This is a genomic window from Duganella radicis (assembly GCF_009720825.1).
GTDB lineage: Bacteria > Pseudomonadota > Gammaproteobacteria > Burkholderiales > Burkholderiaceae_D > Rugamonas > Rugamonas radicis.
Genome location: NZ_WNKY01000061.1, coordinates 13,650 through 28,455, shown reverse-complemented (window position 1 = coordinate 28,455; position 14,806 = coordinate 13,650). Strand labels below are relative to the sequence as shown.

The window sequence follows — 14,806 nt, the reverse complement described above, 5'->3', positions numbered from 1 at the left end:
GCCGCCCCTGCGGCGCCTGCTGAACCGCCCGCTCCGGCGCCTGTGCCCGCCGCGCCGCTGGCGCCCGGCCGCGCGGCGGCCACCTTCGGCTCGTCGGCATCGATCGCGTCGGCGGGGTTCGGGGGTGGCTTGATGGTGCCGGACTTGGTGCTGTTATTGGCCTTGGCCAGACGCTGGCGCTCCGCCTCGGCGGCTCTGGCCTTGGCCAGCGCGCGCGCGTCGGCTTCCGCCTTGGCCTTGGCGGCCGCTTTGGCGGCAGCCAACTGTTCCTGGCGCTTCTTCTCGGCGGCCGCGGCGGCGGCCTGCTCGGCAATCAGCTTGTTGAGCTTGTCGACCAGCCCGGTCATGCGCTGCTCGTCGCGCTCCAGGTTGCCCGCTTCCTTGCGCTGGGCCACCAGTTTCTTCGACAAGGTGGACAACAGGGTGGCGCGGCGCGCCTTCTCCTGCTCCAGCCTGGCTTTTTGCTGCAATTGTTCCTGGGCGATTTCTTCCAGCTCGTCCTTGGCGTTCTGCGCTTGCTCCTGATTGACCTCCACGGCCTTCAGATTGGCACGCAACGCCCCCAGCAGACGCGCCTGCGCCTGTGAGACATACGCCAGCATTTGCAAATCGCGGTTGATGCGGTTGGGATTGTCGCCGGACAGCAGCAACTTGATGCGGTCCTCATTGCCCGCCACGTACTGCTCGCGCAGCAACTTGGCCAGCTGCTGCTTCTGCTGGGCGACCGTGGCCGCCAGCTTGTCGTGCTCGGCGGACAGCTGCTGGAGCTTGAGGTTGGTGTCGCCCTGCTCCTGCTGCAAATCGCGCAGCGAGCGGTTGGCGTCCGAGATCGCCTGCTCCGACTCGGCCAGCGTATCGGCCGCGTCGTCCTTGGCGCTCTCGGTCTTGCTGATGTCCTTCTTGAGCGCGGACAGCTTCTGCTGCACGCCGGCGCGTTCGGCCTCGGCGGCAGCCTTCTGCTTGCTGCGCTCGGTCATCTTGCCGAACGGCGCCGCTTGCGCGCCGATCGACAACATCAGCAGCAACGCTACGGCATGGCGGTACGAAGAAGACAAATTACTTGGCCTTGCCCTGGTTGGCCACGGCGGCTTGCGCGGCGGCGATGGCGTCGGCGTCACCCAGGTAGTAGTGACGGATCGGCTTCAGGTTCTCGTCCAGCTCGTACACCAGCGGGGTGCCGTTAGGAATGTTCAGGCCGACGATATCGCTGTCGCTGATGCCGTCCAGCATCTTGATCAGGGCACGCAGGCTGTTGCCGTGGGCCGAGATGATGATCTTCTTGCCGGCCTTGATGGCCGGGGCGATTTCCTCGTCCCACACCGGCACCACGCGGGCCACGGTGTCTTTCAGGCATTCGGTCAGCGGGATCTGCTGCTTCGACAGGCCGGCGTAGCGCGGGTCGTTGAACGAGGCACGGTCGTCGCTCGCCTCCAGCGCTGGCGGCGGCGTGTCGTAGCTGCGGCGCCAAACGAGCACTTGCTCGTCGCCGTACTTGGCGGCGGTCTCGCCCTTGTCCAGGCCTTGCAGGGCGCCGTAGTGGCGCTCGTTCAGGCGCCAGTCGTTCTTGATCGGCAGATACATCATGTCCATCTCGTCCAGCGCCAGCCACAGCGTGCGCACGGCGCGCTTCAGCACCGAGGTGTAGGCCAGGTCGAAGGTGTAGCCGCCATCCTTCAGCAGCTTGCCGGCCTGTTTGGCTTCATTGATGCCTTTTTCGGTCAGGTCGACGTCGGTCCAGCCGGTGAAGCGGTTCGACAGGTTCCAGGTGGATTCGCCATGGCGCATGAAAACGATTTTGTACATGTGGACTATCTTTTCAGGAAAAGTTGGAAAACCGGTGCTTTGAATGCTGTTACAGCTTCTATTTTATAATGGCCGGATTAAGTTCAACCATTGGATTCCTGTGAAATTCTTCATTGACAATATTTTTCTGATCGCCATCGTGCTGGTTTCCGGCGGCGCCCTGCTGTGGCCTTCGCTCACCGTGCGTGGCAAGCGCGGCAGCCCGCAAGACATCACCATGTTGATTAATCGCGGCAAAGCCACCATCTTGGACGTACGCGATGCCAAGGAGTACGCCGAAGGACACTTGCCTGATGCCAAGAATATCCCGCTGGGCGAGCTGGATCAGCGCCTGTCCGAGCTGGACAAGTTCAAAAGCCGCAGCCTGATCGTGGTGGGCAAGAGCGATGCGCGCGGTTCGGCCGCCGCCGCCAAGCTGGGCAAAGCCGGCTTTGCCGACGTGGTCAACCTGGAAGGTGGCGTTGCCGCATGGCAAAAAGCTGGCCTGCCGCTGGCCAAGTAATGAGAGGAGAGCAAAATGACTGCCGAAGTGATCATGTACACCACCGCCGTTTGCCCCTACTGCATCCGCGCCGAGCGCCTGCTGGAATCCAAGGGCGTGACCGGCCTGAAAAAGATCCGCGTGGATCTGGACCCCGAACAACGTATTACGATGATGCAAAAGACCGGCCGCCGCACCGTGCCGCAAATCTATATCGGCGACACCCATGTCGGCGGTTTCGACGATTTGTATGCGCTGGATCAAGCGGGCGGCCTGTCCCCCTTGTTAAATGGCTAATGGCCCCCAAATACAACGTGCGGCGGGTTGAAAGCCTTTAAAACCATAATGGTTTTGATACAATTGCCTTCGCGTTTGATTTGAGCTGTCTTCTAGCCATACCAAGCAAACATCACCCCGGGCGGCCGGTGCTGCCCGTTTTCACTATAACGAAAGCGTTCCATGTCTGAAGAAAATCTGCAACCAGTATTCCAAATCCAACGCGTCTACCTGAAAGACCTGTCGCTGGAACAACCTAACTCGCCGGCGATCTTCCTGGAACAGGAAGCACCGACCATCGAAGTGGCCCTGGACGTCGGCGCCGAGCCGCTGGCTGACGGCATCTTCGAATCGACCGTCACCATCACCGTGACCGCCAAAGTCAAGGACAAAGTCGCTTTCCTGGTGGAAGGCAAGCAAGCCGGCATCTTTGAAGCCCGCAACATTCCAGCCGAACAGCTGGACCCACTGCTGGGCATCGGCTGCCCGAACATCGTTTATCCTTACCTGCGCGCCAACATTGCCGACGTGATCACCCGCGCCGGCTTCCCACCCGTGCACCTGGCTGAGATCAACTTCGAAGTGTTCTACCAGCAGCGTCAACAAGCCATCGCTGAAGCGGCCGCCGCTGCCCCAGCCGCTGACGCCACCCACTAAGCAAAGCATCACACTTAGCTGCACCGCCGCCGGTCACTCGTCCGGCGGCAGTTTCCCCGTTTCAAGGCACACCATGACTTTTCCCCGTTTGATCGCTGCGCTGACCATGATGCTGGCCGCTGCCGGCAGCCAGGCCTACGACTTCAAAACGGTAGGCGCCAATCCCGTCATCCTGTACGACGCGCCATCGACCAAGGGCGGCAAGCTGTTCGTGGTGCCGCGCGGCGCCCCGCTGGAAGTGGTGCTGGCCTATGGCGAATGGCTGAAAGTGCGCGACGTCAACGGCGAACTGGCCTGGACCGAGGCCAAGGGCCTGAGCGCCAGGCGCAACGTCATCGTCAAGAGCGCCAACCTGAAAGTCCGCGCCACGCCGGACGACGCCGCCAGCACGGTGTTCACCGCCGACAAGGGCGTGCTGCTGGAACTGTCCGAAACGGCGGCCGGCGGCTGGATCAAGGTGCGCCATCGCGACGGCCTGATCGGTTACGTCAAGAATTCCGAAGTCTGGGGCATATAATTGCCGTAGCGGCGCCCTCCCACGCGCCGGATGAGATCCCATGCAAGAAAAGACCAAACAGGCGGGCCTCGCCCGCAAGGTGAGCGTGCTCGGCGCTGGCGCCTGGGGCACGGCCGTGGCCATGGCGCTGGCCCGGCGCCACGACGTGCTGCTGTGGGGGCGCAATGCCGCCGCCCTGCAAGCGATGGCAACCGCGCGCGAAAACACCTACCTGCCCGGCCACGTCTTCCCGGACCGCCTACACGTGGCGGCCGATTTCGAGGCGGCGCTGGCCCACGTGGCCGCGCCCGGCAGCCTGCTGATCGCGGCCTGCCCGGTGGCCGGCCTGCGTCCGCTGTTGCAGTCGCTCAAGGGCCGCGCCATCCCCAATGTGGTGTGGCTGTGCAAGGGTTTTGAATACGACACCGGCCTGCTGCCGCACCAGATCGTGCGCGAAGTGCTGGGCGACGCGGTGGCGGGCGGCGCACTGTCCGGGCCGTCGTTCGCGCAGGAAGTGGCCAAGGGCTTGCCGTGCGCGCTGACCATCGCCTCGGCATCGGCCGAACTGCGCGCGCTGGTGGTCGAGACCGCCCACGGCGGCAATATGCGCGTCTACTCCAGCGAAGACCTGGTCGGCGTGGAAGTGGGCGGCGCGGTGAAAAACATCCTGGCGATCGCCACCGGCGCGGCCGACGGGCTGGGCCTGGGCCTGAATGCGCGCGCGGCGCTGATCACGCGCGGCCTGGCCGAGATCACCCGCCTGGGCGTGGCGCTGGGCGGCCAGACCGAGACCTTCATGGGCCTGACCGGCATGGGCGACTTGATTTTGACCTGCACCGGCGACCTGTCGCGCAATCGCCGCGTCGGCCTCGGGCTGGCGCAGGGCAAGGCGCTGGAGGTGATCGTGCAGGAGCTGGGCCATGTGGCCGAGGGCGTGCCTTGCGCCAAGGCCGTGCGCGAACTGTCGGCGCGCCTCGGCGTCGAGATGCCGATCACCAACGCCGTGGCCGGCGTGCTGTTCGACGGCGACCAGCCGCAAGCCATGGTGGCCCGCCTGCTCTCCCGCGACCCGCGCGGCGAATAAAACCCGGGGTCAGTTCTTGCAATCGCACACGAGCTCATGCGTGATTGCAAGAACTGACCCCGGGTGGTTTATTCTTCCTCGAGGTCGGACTTGGCTTCGCGCATCCACGCCACCAGCGGGTAGGCATCCTTGAGGCCGGCCGCCAGGGTCGGCACCAGCAGTTCCGGCTTGTTCAGTTGCAGGTCGATCTCGGTCCAGACGAAGAAGCTCTTCAGCTTGATGTACTCGATGTGCTCGTGCTCGGGGTCGTAGCCTTTTGGCGGGCGCATCAGCTTGCCTTCGTTCTGGATGTCGCCATAGGTCGCCACCAATCTCTTGTTCTTCAACACCTTGCGGAAGCCGGCCGCGTCGTCCACCATGTGCTGGCGCAGCGCTTTCAGGCGGTGCGGCGGCGGCATGTATTCGCCGGCGCCAAACAGCAGGCGACCATTGCCGTCGATCTGCATGTAGTAAGTCGGACCGCCGGCCTTGCTCGGGCGCCGCATGTCGTTGGGTGCCACCGCCGCCGAGAAACGCGTTTTGTACGGGCTCTTGTCATGCGCAAAGCGCACGTCGCGGTTGATGCGGAACATGGCTTTCTTCGGGTTGCTGAACTTGACCTGCGCGTCGAACTTGCCCAGCTCGCCGATCATCTCGGTCACCACTTGCAGGAATTCCTCACGCAGGATGTCGTAACGCGGCTTGTTCATGATGAACCAGGGACGGTTGTTGTTGTCCGCCAGTTCGCGCAGGTATTGGGTCAGGTCTCGCAGGTGCATGGTGTCCTTATTTGGCGTTGGTCGGCCGCTTGCCGACCGTGATGTCCAGCGTGGTTTCCTTGTTTTTACGCAGGACCGTCATTTTAGCCTTTCCGCCGGGCGCCAGCTGGGCGATCAGGTTCAGCATGCTGTTGGTGTCGGCCACCGCCTTGCCGTCCACCGATAGCAGGATGTCGCCCGGCTTGATGCCGCCCTTGTCGGCCGGGCCGTTGCGCACCACGCCGGCAATGATGGCGCCGCTCTGGCGCTGCAAGCCGAAGCTGGCCGCCAGCTCGGGCGTGATTTCCTGGCTTTCCACGCCGATCCAGCCGCGCACCACGTGGCCCGATTTGATGATGGCTTCCATCACCGATTTGGCGGTCGACACCGGAATCGCGAAGCCGATGCCGACCGAGCCGCCGGTCTGCGAGTAAATCGCCGAGTTGATGCCCAGCAGGTTGCCGCTGGCGTCCACCAGCGCCCCGCCCGAGTTGCCGAAGTTGATCGCCGCGTCGGTCTGGATGAAGTTCTCGAAGTGGTTGATGTGCAGGTTGTTGCGCCCCAGCGCGGAGATGATGCCCATGGTCACGGTCTGGCCGACGCCAAACGGGTTGCCGATGGCCAGCACCACGTCGCCCACCTGCGCCTGCTCGGCCTGGCCCAGCACGATCACCGGCAGCTTGTCGAGGTTGATCTTGATGACGGCCAGGTCGGTTTCCGGATCGGTGCCGACCAGCTTGGCGGCGGCCTTGCGGCCATCGGTCAGCACCACCTCGATTTCATCGGCCGCCTCCACCACGTGGTTGTTGGTCAGGATGTAGCCCTGGGCCGAGACGATCACGCCCGAGCCCAGGCTGGACTCGTCGTCGCTGTCCTCGTCGCGATCGCGGTCGCCGAAGAATTTCTTGAAGAAGGGATCGCGCAGCAGCGGATGCTTGCCGCGCTTGGGTTTCTTGCTGGTGATGATGTTGACCACCGCCGGCATGGCGCGCGCCGCCGCCGCGCGGTAGGAGCCGCCCGCCGAGGCCGGCGGCTTGGACGGCGCCGCCTCCAGCATGGCGGCCGGATGCTCGACGCTGCCCATTTGCTGCACGCGCACCGGCGCCGGGCGCTCGCGGCCCACCGCCGTGTAGACGAAATACAGTGCCAATACGACGGTCACCGTTTGCGCAAACAATAACCAGAGTCGTCGCATCGCAGTCCAGCCTGCCGCCCTCGCGGCGGCCTAGAATTATTTTTTGAGAGAGTCGCGAATTTCGCGCAGCAGCACGATATCTTCCGGGGTCGGTGGCGGCGGTTCGGCCGCGGCGGCCGCCGCCTCCTGCTTCTGGCCCAGGGTGCGCGCCTTGTTCATCAGACGCACCATCTGGAAGATCACAAACGCCAGGATGATAAAGTTCAACAGGATGGTAGCAAAATTCCCGTAGGCGAACACCGCGCCCAGTTTCTTGGCTTCGGCCAGGCTCAGGTTGGCCGCCTGGCCATTCAGCGGAATGTAGTAGTTGGCGAAGTCCAGCCCGCCAAACAGTTTGCCGATCGGCGGCATGATGATGTCGGCCACCAGCGAATCGACGATCTTGCCGAAGGCGCCGCCAATGATCACGCCGACCGCCAGATCGACCACATTGCCCTTCATCGCGAATTCTTTAAATTCCTGCATCATTGCCATATTTTTATCCCCGCTGTGTGGTCAATTGTGAACAAAACCGCGCTTGGATCATACTATTTTTTCAATTGGATTCCAAACACGCTTGTCGTTTACGCATTTGCAAGCCGAATTACGCTATAAATTGACCTACATCAATTTCTGCTCTTGGTCCTCCCTTCTATCATCGCAGCGGGGCGGTGTGCAAACTTGGGGAATGAGCAACGTTGGTGTTTTTGTTTGCATGATGCATACCTTATAATGTAAGGTTGCTGGATTTCGTGCCTTTACCAAGTTGTCAGCTTTCAGGTTTGTACACAGTTCTCAAGATTTTGTTCGCACTTTGACTGATTGGGGTTTGTATGAGTAACGAAAAGCAGGTCGATTCAGGCCGTCGCGGATTGCTGGTCGCGACCGGCGCCGCTGGCGGTGTTGTAGGTCTCGCCACCGCGGGCGCATTAGTAAGCACCTTCCAGCCGTCCGAGCGCGCGAAAGCGGCCGGCGCGCCGGTCGAAGTGGATATTTCCACGCTCAACCCCGGTGAAATGAAAACCGTGGAATGGCGCGGCAAGCCGGTCTGGATCCTCAAACGCACGCCCGACATGGTGGCGTCGCTGAAAAAGACCGACGGCAAGGTGGCCGACGCCGAATCCAAGCGCAACCCCGAAGAATTCACCCCCGAATACGCCCGCAACGAATGGCGCTCGCGCAAGCCGGAAATCCTGGTCGCGGTCGGCATCTGTACCCACCTGGGCTGCTCGCCTTCCTCCAAATTCACCCCCGGGCCGCAGCCCTCGCTGCCGGACGACTGGGAGGGCGGCTTCCTCTGCCCTTGCCACGGCTCGACCTTCGACATGGCCGGCCGCGTGTTCAAGAACAAGCCGGCGCCGGACAATCTGCAAGTCCCGCGTCATATGTACCTGAGCGACACCAAGCTGGTCATTGGTAAAGATGAGAAAGGCGAGGCATAACCATGGGGGCATTCAAGGAGACCAAATTCCCGGCCGACGCACCGGCCGCACAAAAGGCACTGGGCTGGGTCGACGATCGTTTCCCGCTCTCGAAGCTGTGGAATGATCAGTGGGGCAAGTACTACGCCCCGAAAAACTTCAATTTCTGGTACATCTTCGGCTCGCTGGCCATGCTGGTGCTGGTGCTGCAAATCGTCACCGGCATCTTCCTGACCATGCACTACAAGCCGGACGCCAACCTGGCGTTCGGCTCGGTCGAATACATCATGCGCGAAGTCCCATGGGGCTGGCTGGTGCGCTACATGCACTCGACCGGCGCCTCGGCCTTCTTCATCATCGTCTACCTGCACATGACGCGCGGCCTGCTGTACGGCTCGTACCGCAAGCCACGCGAGCTGATCTGGCTGTTCGGCTTTGCCATCTTCCTGTGCCTGATGGCGGAAGCCTTCTTCGGCTACCTGCTGCCATGGGGCCAGATGTCGTACTGGGGCGCGCAGGTGATCGTCAACCTGTTCGGCGCCATTCCGCTGATCGGCCCCGACCTGTCGCTGTGGATACGCGGCGACTACGTGGTGTCGGACGCCACCCTGAACCGCTTCTTCGCCTTCCACGTGATCGCCATCCCGCTGGTGCTGCTGGGCCTGGTGGCCGCGCACCTGATCGCGCTGCATGAAGTCGGCTCCAGCAATCCGGACGGCATCGAAGTGAAGGACAACCTGGGCCCGGACGGCCACCCGGTCGATTCCATCCCGTCGCACCCGTACTACACGGTGCACGACCTGTTTGGCGTGTCGGTGTTCCTGACCATCTTCAGCGCGGTGGTGTTCTTCGCGCCGGAAATGGGCGGCTACTTCCTGGAGTACAACAACTTCCTGCCGGGCGATTCGCTCAAGACCCCGCTGCACATCGCCCCGACCTGGTACTTCACCGCCTTCTACTCGGTGCTGCGCGCCACCACCGCCGACTTCATGTGGGTGCTGATGTTCTTCGTGGCCGCCTACGTGGTGTTCATCTGGCTCAAATCGCGCCTGTCGAGCCTGACCAAGACCGTGATCGCGGTGATCGCCCTGGTGGCCATCATCGGCATGCTGCCGCAGATCCTGGACGCCAAGTTCTGGGGCGTGGTGTTCTTCGGCTCCTCGGTGGTGATCCTGGCCTTCCTGCCATGGCTGGACAAGTCGCCGGTGAAGTCGATCCGCTATCGCCCGAGCTGGCACAAATACGTGTACGCCGTGTTCTTCCTGTCGTTCCTGACGCTGGGCTACCTCGGCACCCTGCCGCCGACCGAGGGCCGCACCATCGTGTCGCAAGTGTGCACCCTGCTGTACTTTAGCTTCTTCCTGTTCATGCCATGGTGGAGCGCCATGGGCACGTTCAAGAAGGTTCCGGACCGCGTGGTCTACCACGGCCACTGATCGCTAAAGTGCATAAAGGACAACACATGAACTACGCAAAACGCATACTTGCCACTTTGGCACTGTTGCCCGGTCTGGCCTTCGCCAACGAGGGCGGAATCGCCCTGGACAAGGCGCCGGACCGCTCAAATAACCTGGCCGCCTTGCAGAATGGCGCCAAATTGTTCGTAAATTACTGCCTGAACTGTCATAATGCGTCCTCCATGCGCTACAACCGCCTGAAGGACCTGGGCTTGAGCGAGGAGCAGATCAAGGCCAACCTGCTGTTTACCGGTGAAAAAGTGGGCGAAATGATGACCACCACCATGAACCCGAAGGATGCGAAAGCATGGTTCGGGGCGGTGCCGCCGGACCTGTCGGTGATCCAGCGCGCGAAAGCGTCTGGCGCCGGCAGCGGCAGCGATTACCTGTACACCTATCTGCGCAGCTTCTACAAGGACGACACCCGGCCGACCGGCTGGAACAACCGGCTGGTGGCCAATGTGGCCATGCCGCATGTGCTGTGGGAACTGCAAGGGGTACAGGCAATCAGCACCAAGGAGGTGGAGGATCCGCACGAGCACGGCAAGATGACGCACGAATTTGCTGGCTATGTGCAAGTGACCCCGGGTAAACTGGACAAACTGGCTTACGACACTGCCGTGGCCGACCTGGTCGGCTACATGGAGTGGATGGCGGAGCCTGCTGCGCAGACCCGCAAAAAACTGGGCGTCGTGGTCGTGTTGTTCATGACCTTGTTCGCCTTCCTGGCATGGCGCTTGAATGCGTCGTTCTGGAAAGAAGTGAAATAGTCGAGAGCGCCGGCTGGCCGGCGCTTGTTTTGCGATGCCCGCGTTTGGCGGGCGATCGATCCGGGTGAGCCGTTCGCGGTCTCGCCCTGTTTGTTCTTCTAAGGAACTAGAAAAATGATGGTTCTCTACTCGGGTACGACCTGCCCATTCTCGCAACGCTGCCGCCTGGTCCTGTTTGAAAAAGGCATGGACTTTGAAGTGCGCGATGTCGACTTGTTCAACAAGCCGGAAGACATCTCGACCATGAATCCGTATGGTCAGGTGCCGATCCTGGTGGAACGCGAATTGATCTTGTACGAATCGAACATCATCAATGAATACATCGACGAACGTTTCCCGCATCCGCAACTGATGCCGGCCGACCCGCTGATGCGCGCCCGTGCGCGCCTGATGCTGTTCAACTTTGAAAAAGAACTGTTTGTGCACGTGCATACGCTGGAAAGCGAACGCGCCAAGGGCAACGACAAGAGCCACGACAAGGCCCGCGCCGAAATCCGCGACCGCCTGACCACGCTGGCGCCGCTGTTCCTGAAAAACAAATACATGCTGGGCGACGAGTTCTCGATGCTGGACGTGGCGGTGGCGCCGCTGCTGTGGCGCCTGGACCACTACGGCATCGAACTGTCGAAGACCGCCGCGCCGCTGATGAAGTACGCCGAGCGCATCTTCTCGCGTCCGGCCTACATCGAAGCGCTGACGCCGTCGGAAAAGGTGATGCGCCGTTAATTGGTTCATTGAAGCACTACGGCGCGCGCCGGCTTCACGGCCGGCGGCGCGCCGAGTTTTACCGCAGTCTGGAAGACCATGTCTGAAATCTCAACCAAGCCCTACCTGCTGCGCGCCATCTACGAATGGTGCACGGACAGCGGCTACACCCCCTACCTCGCCGTCAAGGTCGACGCCGCCACCACGGTGCCGATGGAATACGTGAAAAAAGGCGAGATCGTGCTCAACATCAGCTTCGGCGCCACCTCGGGCCTGAAGATGGACAACGACAGCATCCGCTTCCACGCCCGCTTCGGCGGCGTCTCGCGCGAAATCTTCATCCCGGTCAACAACGTGATGGCGATCTATGCCAACGAAAACGGCCAGGGCATGGCGTTCGAACCGCAGCTGGGCCAGTCCCCGGCGCCGGCGGAACCGGAGCCGGAAGAAGCGCCGGCCGCGCCGGTGCTGTCGGCGGTGCCGCCGGCGGCCAGCGAAGCCAAAACCGACGCTCCCGGCGACGACACCGACCCGCCCAAAAAGGGCGGCCGTCCGACCCTGACGCGTATTAAATAGCGTATAATTCGCCCCGTAAAAGTTACGCCGGCTTAGCTCATTTGGTAGAGCAGTTGATTTGTAATCATCAGGTGGCCAGTTCGAAACCGGCAGCCGGCACCAATAAAATCAAAGACTTAGCCCAGCCATTTAAGGCTGGGCTTTTTTACTTCGGCCGCCATGTAGGCTTTTCTGCCGCAAATGCTGTGGTGGCTACGCTGTTTTTCTATACAGTATGGCGCTCTTGAAGCGTCAATGTATGGCACTATATCTACCTATAATCAGTAATACTTTTTCAGGGAGGCAAATATGGCGTACTCAGCAATGGCTATGGCTAATGCCTTGGTCAAGCGCGCAAAAGAAGGGAAGCTGCGCAACCTTTCCCCGATGAAATTGCAAAAACTTTTGTTCTATCTACAGTCTTGGCATATTGCGCGTAAAGGCAAGCCACTTATCGATGATTTTTTCTGTCGATGGCAGTATGGCCCGGTTATTCCGTCGCTCTATCACGAGTTCAAAGAGTACGGGTCGAGTGCTATATCGGCCTATGGTGGGCATATCGTAGAAGAGGACGGTGTATTGGTAAAGCGTCGCCCAATCGTGAGTGAGCGTGATATCAAAACATGGGACCTTATTGACAAGGTAATCGATGTCTATGGCGCTTACTCCGGGTCCCAGCTATCCGCCATGACTCACGAGCCAGGCTCTGCCTGGCAAAGCTCGGGCCAGGTAGACGGCAATCCAATTTCAAACGATATCCTAGGTCAGGCTATCGAACGTGATGCGCGCTATAAGGCGCACAACGCAAATTGATGGGCTCTCCTGTTGACCATATCGAGGATTCATCGGCACTCAGCGAAACGCAGGTGGATCCCCCTTCGATGCAACAGGCACTTGAAGCGACCGAAGATGCGCCCCCTGCATCGTTCGGAGTTGGAAACGCGCCACTTGAAGACGTCCTCATCAATGAGGAAGCTGAAAATCAGAAAGCCAATAGACTGCTACGCAGTACGTACGCGGATAAAGCGCACAATTTAGCCGCAGGGTGCATCCAGTTTTGGGCAGTTGCAATATCAGCAAATGCCATAATATATGGGTTGACGGGGAAGTTGATGATTAGCGATACCGCTATGATTGCTATCACGACCGGTGTAACTGTGAATGTTCTCGCCGCATTTTTGGGCGTAATTCGCGGCCTCTTCCCATCAGACACGCCCAAGAAAAAAGACAGCAAGAAAAAAAAGGAAAAGGACTGAGCTTAAGACCGCCGGCAGAACATCCGCCTATACTGGTTTCACCACGCTCAAGATATTAGCGCGCGAAACATCGTACATGTGGGCCAGCGCGCTAACGCTCTGACCGGCGGTGTACTTCGCAATGATGTCAGCGCGCTACCCGGCGGTCGTCTGCGGTGGGCCCAGCCTCTTGCCTTCATTCTTCGCGCGCTAAGCCGGCTTGCGTACGCTCTACCAGCAAATCACGCTCCATCTCGGCTACAGCCGCAAACATCATAAGCATCATTTTGCCAGCCGGCGAGGTCAGGTCCAGTTTGCCCAGCTGGAGAACAATGACGGCAACCAACGTCCTGCGCAAATAGCAAGATAGTGGCGTTTCAGCCTCCCCCTTTTTGTTTCACGCTTGGCGCTGCTGCTTGCTGCGGGCGCGCAGGCCGACTATGGCGAGGCCGTCATGTGCTGTGCGAGGTCAGCAAATTGAGCCACCGATGCTTTTGCCCGATGCAAGGTCAAAGCCAAAGTCGCACTCATATCCGTCCGAAGGGCGGTATCGACAGGCTACGTGTTCCTTTTCACGCACCCGTCCGCCTTTTTCGATACCACACTCGCTCTTCTTATCCGGCCCCATCACATCAAACATTTCCTTCGCGGCCCGGCCGCGCACGTAGAACGCGACATGAACATCATTGGGAACTGGCCGATAGGTGTCGCCAAGATCGCCACCGTAGACCACGTAGTGAACCTCGGCCGGCCGAGTAGCCCATACCCATGATTGTGCACCGTGCGCCAGCGCTGCGACGGTGACAATCAGCAGAGCCAAGAGCGTGAAGGGTTTCACGTCACTCCCTTACTCAAAAATCGTGACATGGAAATGGTTGTCGTGCCTAAAGCGCTGTTTGACGCGAGCAATCTTCGGGTCGTTGAAGTAAATGACCTTGACCAGATTGGACTCGAAAAAAAGGCAGATAAGCATTTCAGTTGCGTCGCGGTCATACTGCGGCTCAGTCCAGCGGACAGGCGACTGCCTCCCATCCTTTCGCATCAAACGAATATCCACGTCCAAGCCGCTAACGTGCCCCTCATGCGGCCGAAACTTGGCTCCCTCCGCGAGGCTAATGTTGCCAATTCCGATCTTGCGGTCGTCCATACCCTGCCATCGGAATTCAACCAAGTTGAGTAGCGAAAGCAGCTTGGGACGGGCAAATTGTCCGGCACCAGCTACCGGCGTGCCATACGTGTAGTATCCAAAGCCGCCCTGTTCCGGGTCCTGTGACAGCTTGAAGAAGCCGCGTGAGTCTTTGATCGGTGTCTCCGCCATGATCGCACCTCACGCGACCCGGTTGGTAGCCAAGTTCCATCCGCCGGCCGTGTTTCCGCCCGCGCCGCCCGCGACTTTCTGTTGCGTGTACTTCCACTTCACCTTTGAGAACTTCAGGCCGACCGTTTCGCTGAGGATGTTCCCTTCATGGACGACGGGCGCGACGGCGCCGATCAGCACGTTCTCCAGCTCGACTTCAAAATACTTAACACGTTCACCCTGGCCGTCCGCGCGCAAGAATTCAAACTTCGCGCGGGGAAGAGTTTTGCCCATGACGCAGGTCTGCATCAGGATCGGCGACGACAGGTCCGCAAGCTTTTGGAAGCTGATGTCATCCAGCTCGGCGCGTTCAGCGGTGTGGCCGCCACCTGTCGATGATGTCGCACTTTTTGGCTGGGACATGCCCCATTGCACTGCGGTGCATTCGATCCAGCCGACGTGCTGTGAGTCGGCCGACTCGCCCTTGATCCCGTCAATTTGCAGATACACGTCGATTGCCATCATGTCCTCCGCGTGAAGTGGCTCTCAACCATTCTGCCGATTCGACTCAATCGACGGCTTGGCTCGGGTCAAATCCCATGCTGGCCAACCAGTCATGTATGCGGTAGATCAATGGACGAGCGCACGGTCCGTTCTC

21 protein-coding genes and 1 tRNA gene are annotated in these 14,806 nt (G+C 60.5%); 13 read left to right on the top strand and 9 right to left on the bottom strand.

What is annotated here, in order from left to right; translation table 11 throughout:
- Together GM676_RS29050 and gpmA are read right to left on the bottom strand one after the other, a co-directional pair.
- A partial coding sequence (locus tag GM676_RS29050) for a murein hydrolase activator EnvC family protein (protein ID WP_229262915.1) occupies positions 1-1,016 on the bottom strand: 1,016 nt, incomplete at its 3' end.
- Positions 1,017-1,056: 40 nt separating this feature from the next.
- On the bottom strand, positions 1,057-1,803 hold the full coding sequence (gene gpmA / locus GM676_RS29045) for a 2,3-diphosphoglycerate-dependent phosphoglycerate mutase (RefSeq protein ID WP_155467894.1): 747 nt from the start codon (positions 1,801-1,803) through the stop codon (positions 1,057-1,059).
- A gap of 100 nt (positions 1,804-1,903) precedes the next feature.
- On the opposite strand from gpmA, the gene GM676_RS29040 reads away from it, so the two are divergent.
- From GM676_RS29040 to GM676_RS29020, 5 genes are all read left to right on the top strand, one after another.
- Entirely contained in the window at positions 1,904-2,305 is a 402-nt protein-coding gene (locus GM676_RS29040; protein WP_371866406.1) for a rhodanese-like domain-containing protein, read from the top strand.
- 15 nt (positions 2,306-2,320) lie between these two features.
- A complete protein-coding gene (gene grxC, locus GM676_RS29035; protein WP_155467890.1) occupies positions 2,321-2,581 on the top strand; it encodes a glutaredoxin 3 in 261 nt (86 codons plus the stop codon).
- 162 nt (positions 2,582-2,743) lie between these two features.
- Positions 2,744-3,217 carry a protein-export chaperone SecB gene (secB, locus tag GM676_RS29030; protein ID WP_072788116.1) on the top strand — a complete coding sequence of 158 codons (474 nt, stop codon included), beginning with the start codon at positions 2,744-2,746 and terminating at the stop codon, positions 3,215-3,217.
- A gap of 73 nt (positions 3,218-3,290) precedes the next feature.
- Positions 3,291-3,734: an SH3 domain-containing protein gene (locus GM676_RS29025; RefSeq protein WP_155467888.1), complete on the top strand. Its 444-nt coding sequence runs from the start codon at positions 3,291-3,293 to the stop codon at positions 3,732-3,734.
- Between the two features lie 40 nt (positions 3,735-3,774).
- Positions 3,775-4,797 carry an NAD(P)H-dependent glycerol-3-phosphate dehydrogenase gene (locus tag GM676_RS29020; protein WP_155467886.1) on the top strand — a complete coding sequence of 341 codons (1,023 nt, stop codon included), beginning with the start codon at positions 3,775-3,777 and terminating at the stop codon, positions 4,795-4,797.
- 68 nt (positions 4,798-4,865) lie between these two features.
- Here the strand turns inward: GM676_RS29020 and GM676_RS29015 are convergent, their stop codons facing one another.
- The 3 genes from GM676_RS29015 to mscL are packed head-to-tail and all read right to left on the bottom strand — an operon-like array spanning position 4,866 to position 7,203.
- Positions 4,866-5,555, bottom strand: coding sequence for a DUF2461 domain-containing protein (locus GM676_RS29015; RefSeq protein WP_155467884.1), 690 nt, complete (start codon positions 5,553-5,555; stop codon positions 4,866-4,868).
- A gap of 7 nt (positions 5,556-5,562) precedes the next feature.
- Positions 5,563-6,729, bottom strand: coding sequence for a Do family serine endopeptidase (locus GM676_RS29010; protein ID WP_155467882.1), 1,167 nt, complete (start codon positions 6,727-6,729; stop codon positions 5,563-5,565).
- Between the two features lie 36 nt (positions 6,730-6,765).
- Positions 6,766-7,203 (bottom strand): large conductance mechanosensitive channel protein MscL, encoded by a 438-nt coding sequence (gene mscL / locus GM676_RS29005; protein ID WP_155467880.1) that lies wholly within the window; start codon positions 7,201-7,203, stop codon positions 6,766-6,768.
- A 338-nt stretch (positions 7,204-7,541) separates the two neighbouring features.
- On the opposite strand from mscL, the gene petA reads away from it, so the two are divergent.
- From petA to GM676_RS28965, 8 genes are all read left to right on the top strand, one after another.
- A complete protein-coding gene (petA, locus tag GM676_RS29000; protein WP_155467878.1) occupies positions 7,542-8,150 on the top strand; it encodes a ubiquinol-cytochrome c reductase iron-sulfur subunit in 609 nt (202 codons plus the stop codon).
- Positions 8,151-8,152: 2 nt separating this feature from the next.
- Complete coding sequence (locus GM676_RS28995; protein WP_155467876.1) at positions 8,153-9,565, top strand: cytochrome b; 1,413 nt, start codon at positions 8,153-8,155, stop codon at positions 9,563-9,565.
- A gap of 26 nt (positions 9,566-9,591) precedes the next feature.
- Positions 9,592-10,356 carry a cytochrome c1 gene (locus GM676_RS28990; RefSeq protein WP_155467874.1) on the top strand — a complete coding sequence of 255 codons (765 nt, stop codon included), beginning with the start codon at positions 9,592-9,594 and terminating at the stop codon, positions 10,354-10,356.
- A 114-nt stretch (positions 10,357-10,470) separates the two neighbouring features.
- The gene (locus GM676_RS28985; RefSeq protein WP_072788101.1) at positions 10,471-11,082 is read left to right on the top strand and encodes a glutathione S-transferase N-terminal domain-containing protein; all 612 of its coding nucleotides are present in this window, start codon (positions 10,471-10,473) and stop codon (positions 11,080-11,082) included.
- A gap of 78 nt (positions 11,083-11,160) precedes the next feature.
- Positions 11,161-11,637, top strand: a complete 477-nt coding sequence (locus GM676_RS28980; RefSeq protein WP_155467872.1) for a ClpXP protease specificity-enhancing factor — start codon at positions 11,161-11,163, stop codon at positions 11,635-11,637.
- Between the two features lie 26 nt (positions 11,638-11,663).
- Positions 11,664-11,739, top strand: a tRNA-Thr gene (locus GM676_RS28975).
- A gap of 186 nt (positions 11,740-11,925) precedes the next feature.
- Positions 11,926-12,429 (top strand): Panacea domain-containing protein, encoded by a 504-nt coding sequence (locus tag GM676_RS28970; RefSeq protein ID WP_155467870.1) that lies wholly within the window; start codon positions 11,926-11,928, stop codon positions 12,427-12,429.
- Positions 12,429-12,872 carry a hypothetical protein gene (locus GM676_RS28965; RefSeq protein WP_155467868.1) on the top strand — a complete coding sequence of 148 codons (444 nt, stop codon included), beginning with the start codon at positions 12,429-12,431 and terminating at the stop codon, positions 12,870-12,872. The genes GM676_RS28970 and GM676_RS28965 overlap by 1 nt, the downstream gene beginning before the upstream one ends.
- Positions 12,873-13,047: 175 nt before the next feature.
- On the opposite strand, the gene GM676_RS28960 is transcribed toward GM676_RS28965, so the two are convergent.
- From GM676_RS28960 to GM676_RS28945, 4 genes are all read right to left on the bottom strand, one after another.
- A complete protein-coding gene (locus GM676_RS28960) occupies positions 13,048-13,197 on the bottom strand; it encodes a recombinase family protein (RefSeq protein WP_229262914.1) in 150 nt (49 codons plus the stop codon).
- A gap of 123 nt (positions 13,198-13,320) precedes the next feature.
- Positions 13,321-13,689, bottom strand: coding sequence for a hypothetical protein (locus GM676_RS28955; protein WP_155467866.1), 369 nt, complete (start codon positions 13,687-13,689; stop codon positions 13,321-13,323).
- A gap of 9 nt (positions 13,690-13,698) precedes the next feature.
- A complete protein-coding gene (locus GM676_RS28950) occupies positions 13,699-14,169 on the bottom strand; it encodes a penicillin-insensitive murein endopeptidase (protein WP_155467864.1) in 471 nt (156 codons plus the stop codon).
- Positions 14,170-14,178: 9 nt separating this feature from the next.
- The gene (locus GM676_RS28945) at positions 14,179-14,670 is read right to left on the bottom strand and encodes an Hcp family type VI secretion system effector (RefSeq protein ID WP_155467900.1); all 492 of its coding nucleotides are present in this window, start codon (positions 14,668-14,670) and stop codon (positions 14,179-14,181) included.
- Between the last annotated feature and the right edge of the window lie 136 nt (positions 14,671-14,806).

What these genes read in the sequence shown, in the direction of transcription:
- gpmA (WP_155467894.1), bottom strand. Translation starts at nt 1,803, where the DNA reads ATGTACAAAATCGTTTTCATGCGCCATGGCGAATCCACCTGGAACCTG.
- grxC (WP_155467890.1), top strand. Translation starts at nt 2,321, where the DNA reads ATGACTGCCGAAGTGATCATGTACACCACCGCCGTTTGCCCCTACTGC.
- secB (WP_072788116.1), top strand. Translation starts at nt 2,744, where the DNA reads ATGTCTGAAGAAAATCTGCAACCAGTATTCCAAATCCAACGCGTCTAC.
- GM676_RS29025 (WP_155467888.1), top strand. Translation starts at nt 3,291, where the DNA reads ATGACTTTTCCCCGTTTGATCGCTGCGCTGACCATGATGCTGGCCGCT.
- GM676_RS29020 (WP_155467886.1), top strand. Translation starts at nt 3,775, where the DNA reads ATGCAAGAAAAGACCAAACAGGCGGGCCTCGCCCGCAAGGTGAGCGTG.
- GM676_RS29015 (WP_155467884.1), bottom strand. Translation starts at nt 5,555, where the DNA reads ATGCACCTGCGAGACCTGACCCAATACCTGCGCGAACTGGCGGACAAC.
- GM676_RS29010 (WP_155467882.1), bottom strand. Translation starts at nt 6,729, where the DNA reads ATGCGACGACTCTGGTTATTGTTTGCGCAAACGGTGACCGTCGTATTG.
- mscL (WP_155467880.1), bottom strand. Translation starts at nt 7,203, where the DNA reads ATGGCAATGATGCAGGAATTTAAAGAATTCGCGATGAAGGGCAATGTG.
- petA (WP_155467878.1), top strand. Translation starts at nt 7,542, where the DNA reads ATGAGTAACGAAAAGCAGGTCGATTCAGGCCGTCGCGGATTGCTGGTC.
- GM676_RS28995 (WP_155467876.1), top strand. Translation starts at nt 8,153, where the DNA reads ATGGGGGCATTCAAGGAGACCAAATTCCCGGCCGACGCACCGGCCGCA.
- GM676_RS28990 (WP_155467874.1), top strand. Translation starts at nt 9,592, where the DNA reads ATGAACTACGCAAAACGCATACTTGCCACTTTGGCACTGTTGCCCGGT.
- GM676_RS28985 (WP_072788101.1), top strand. Translation starts at nt 10,471, where the DNA reads ATGATGGTTCTCTACTCGGGTACGACCTGCCCATTCTCGCAACGCTGC.
- GM676_RS28980 (WP_155467872.1), top strand. Translation starts at nt 11,161, where the DNA reads ATGTCTGAAATCTCAACCAAGCCCTACCTGCTGCGCGCCATCTACGAA.
- GM676_RS28970 (WP_155467870.1), top strand. Translation starts at nt 11,926, where the DNA reads ATGGCGTACTCAGCAATGGCTATGGCTAATGCCTTGGTCAAGCGCGCA.
- GM676_RS28965 (WP_155467868.1), top strand. Translation starts at nt 12,429, where the DNA reads ATGGGCTCTCCTGTTGACCATATCGAGGATTCATCGGCACTCAGCGAA.
- GM676_RS28950 (WP_155467864.1), bottom strand. Translation starts at nt 14,169, where the DNA reads ATGGCGGAGACACCGATCAAAGACTCACGCGGCTTCTTCAAGCTGTCA.
- GM676_RS28945 (WP_155467900.1), bottom strand. Translation starts at nt 14,670, where the DNA reads ATGGCAATCGACGTGTATCTGCAAATTGACGGGATCAAGGGCGAGTCG.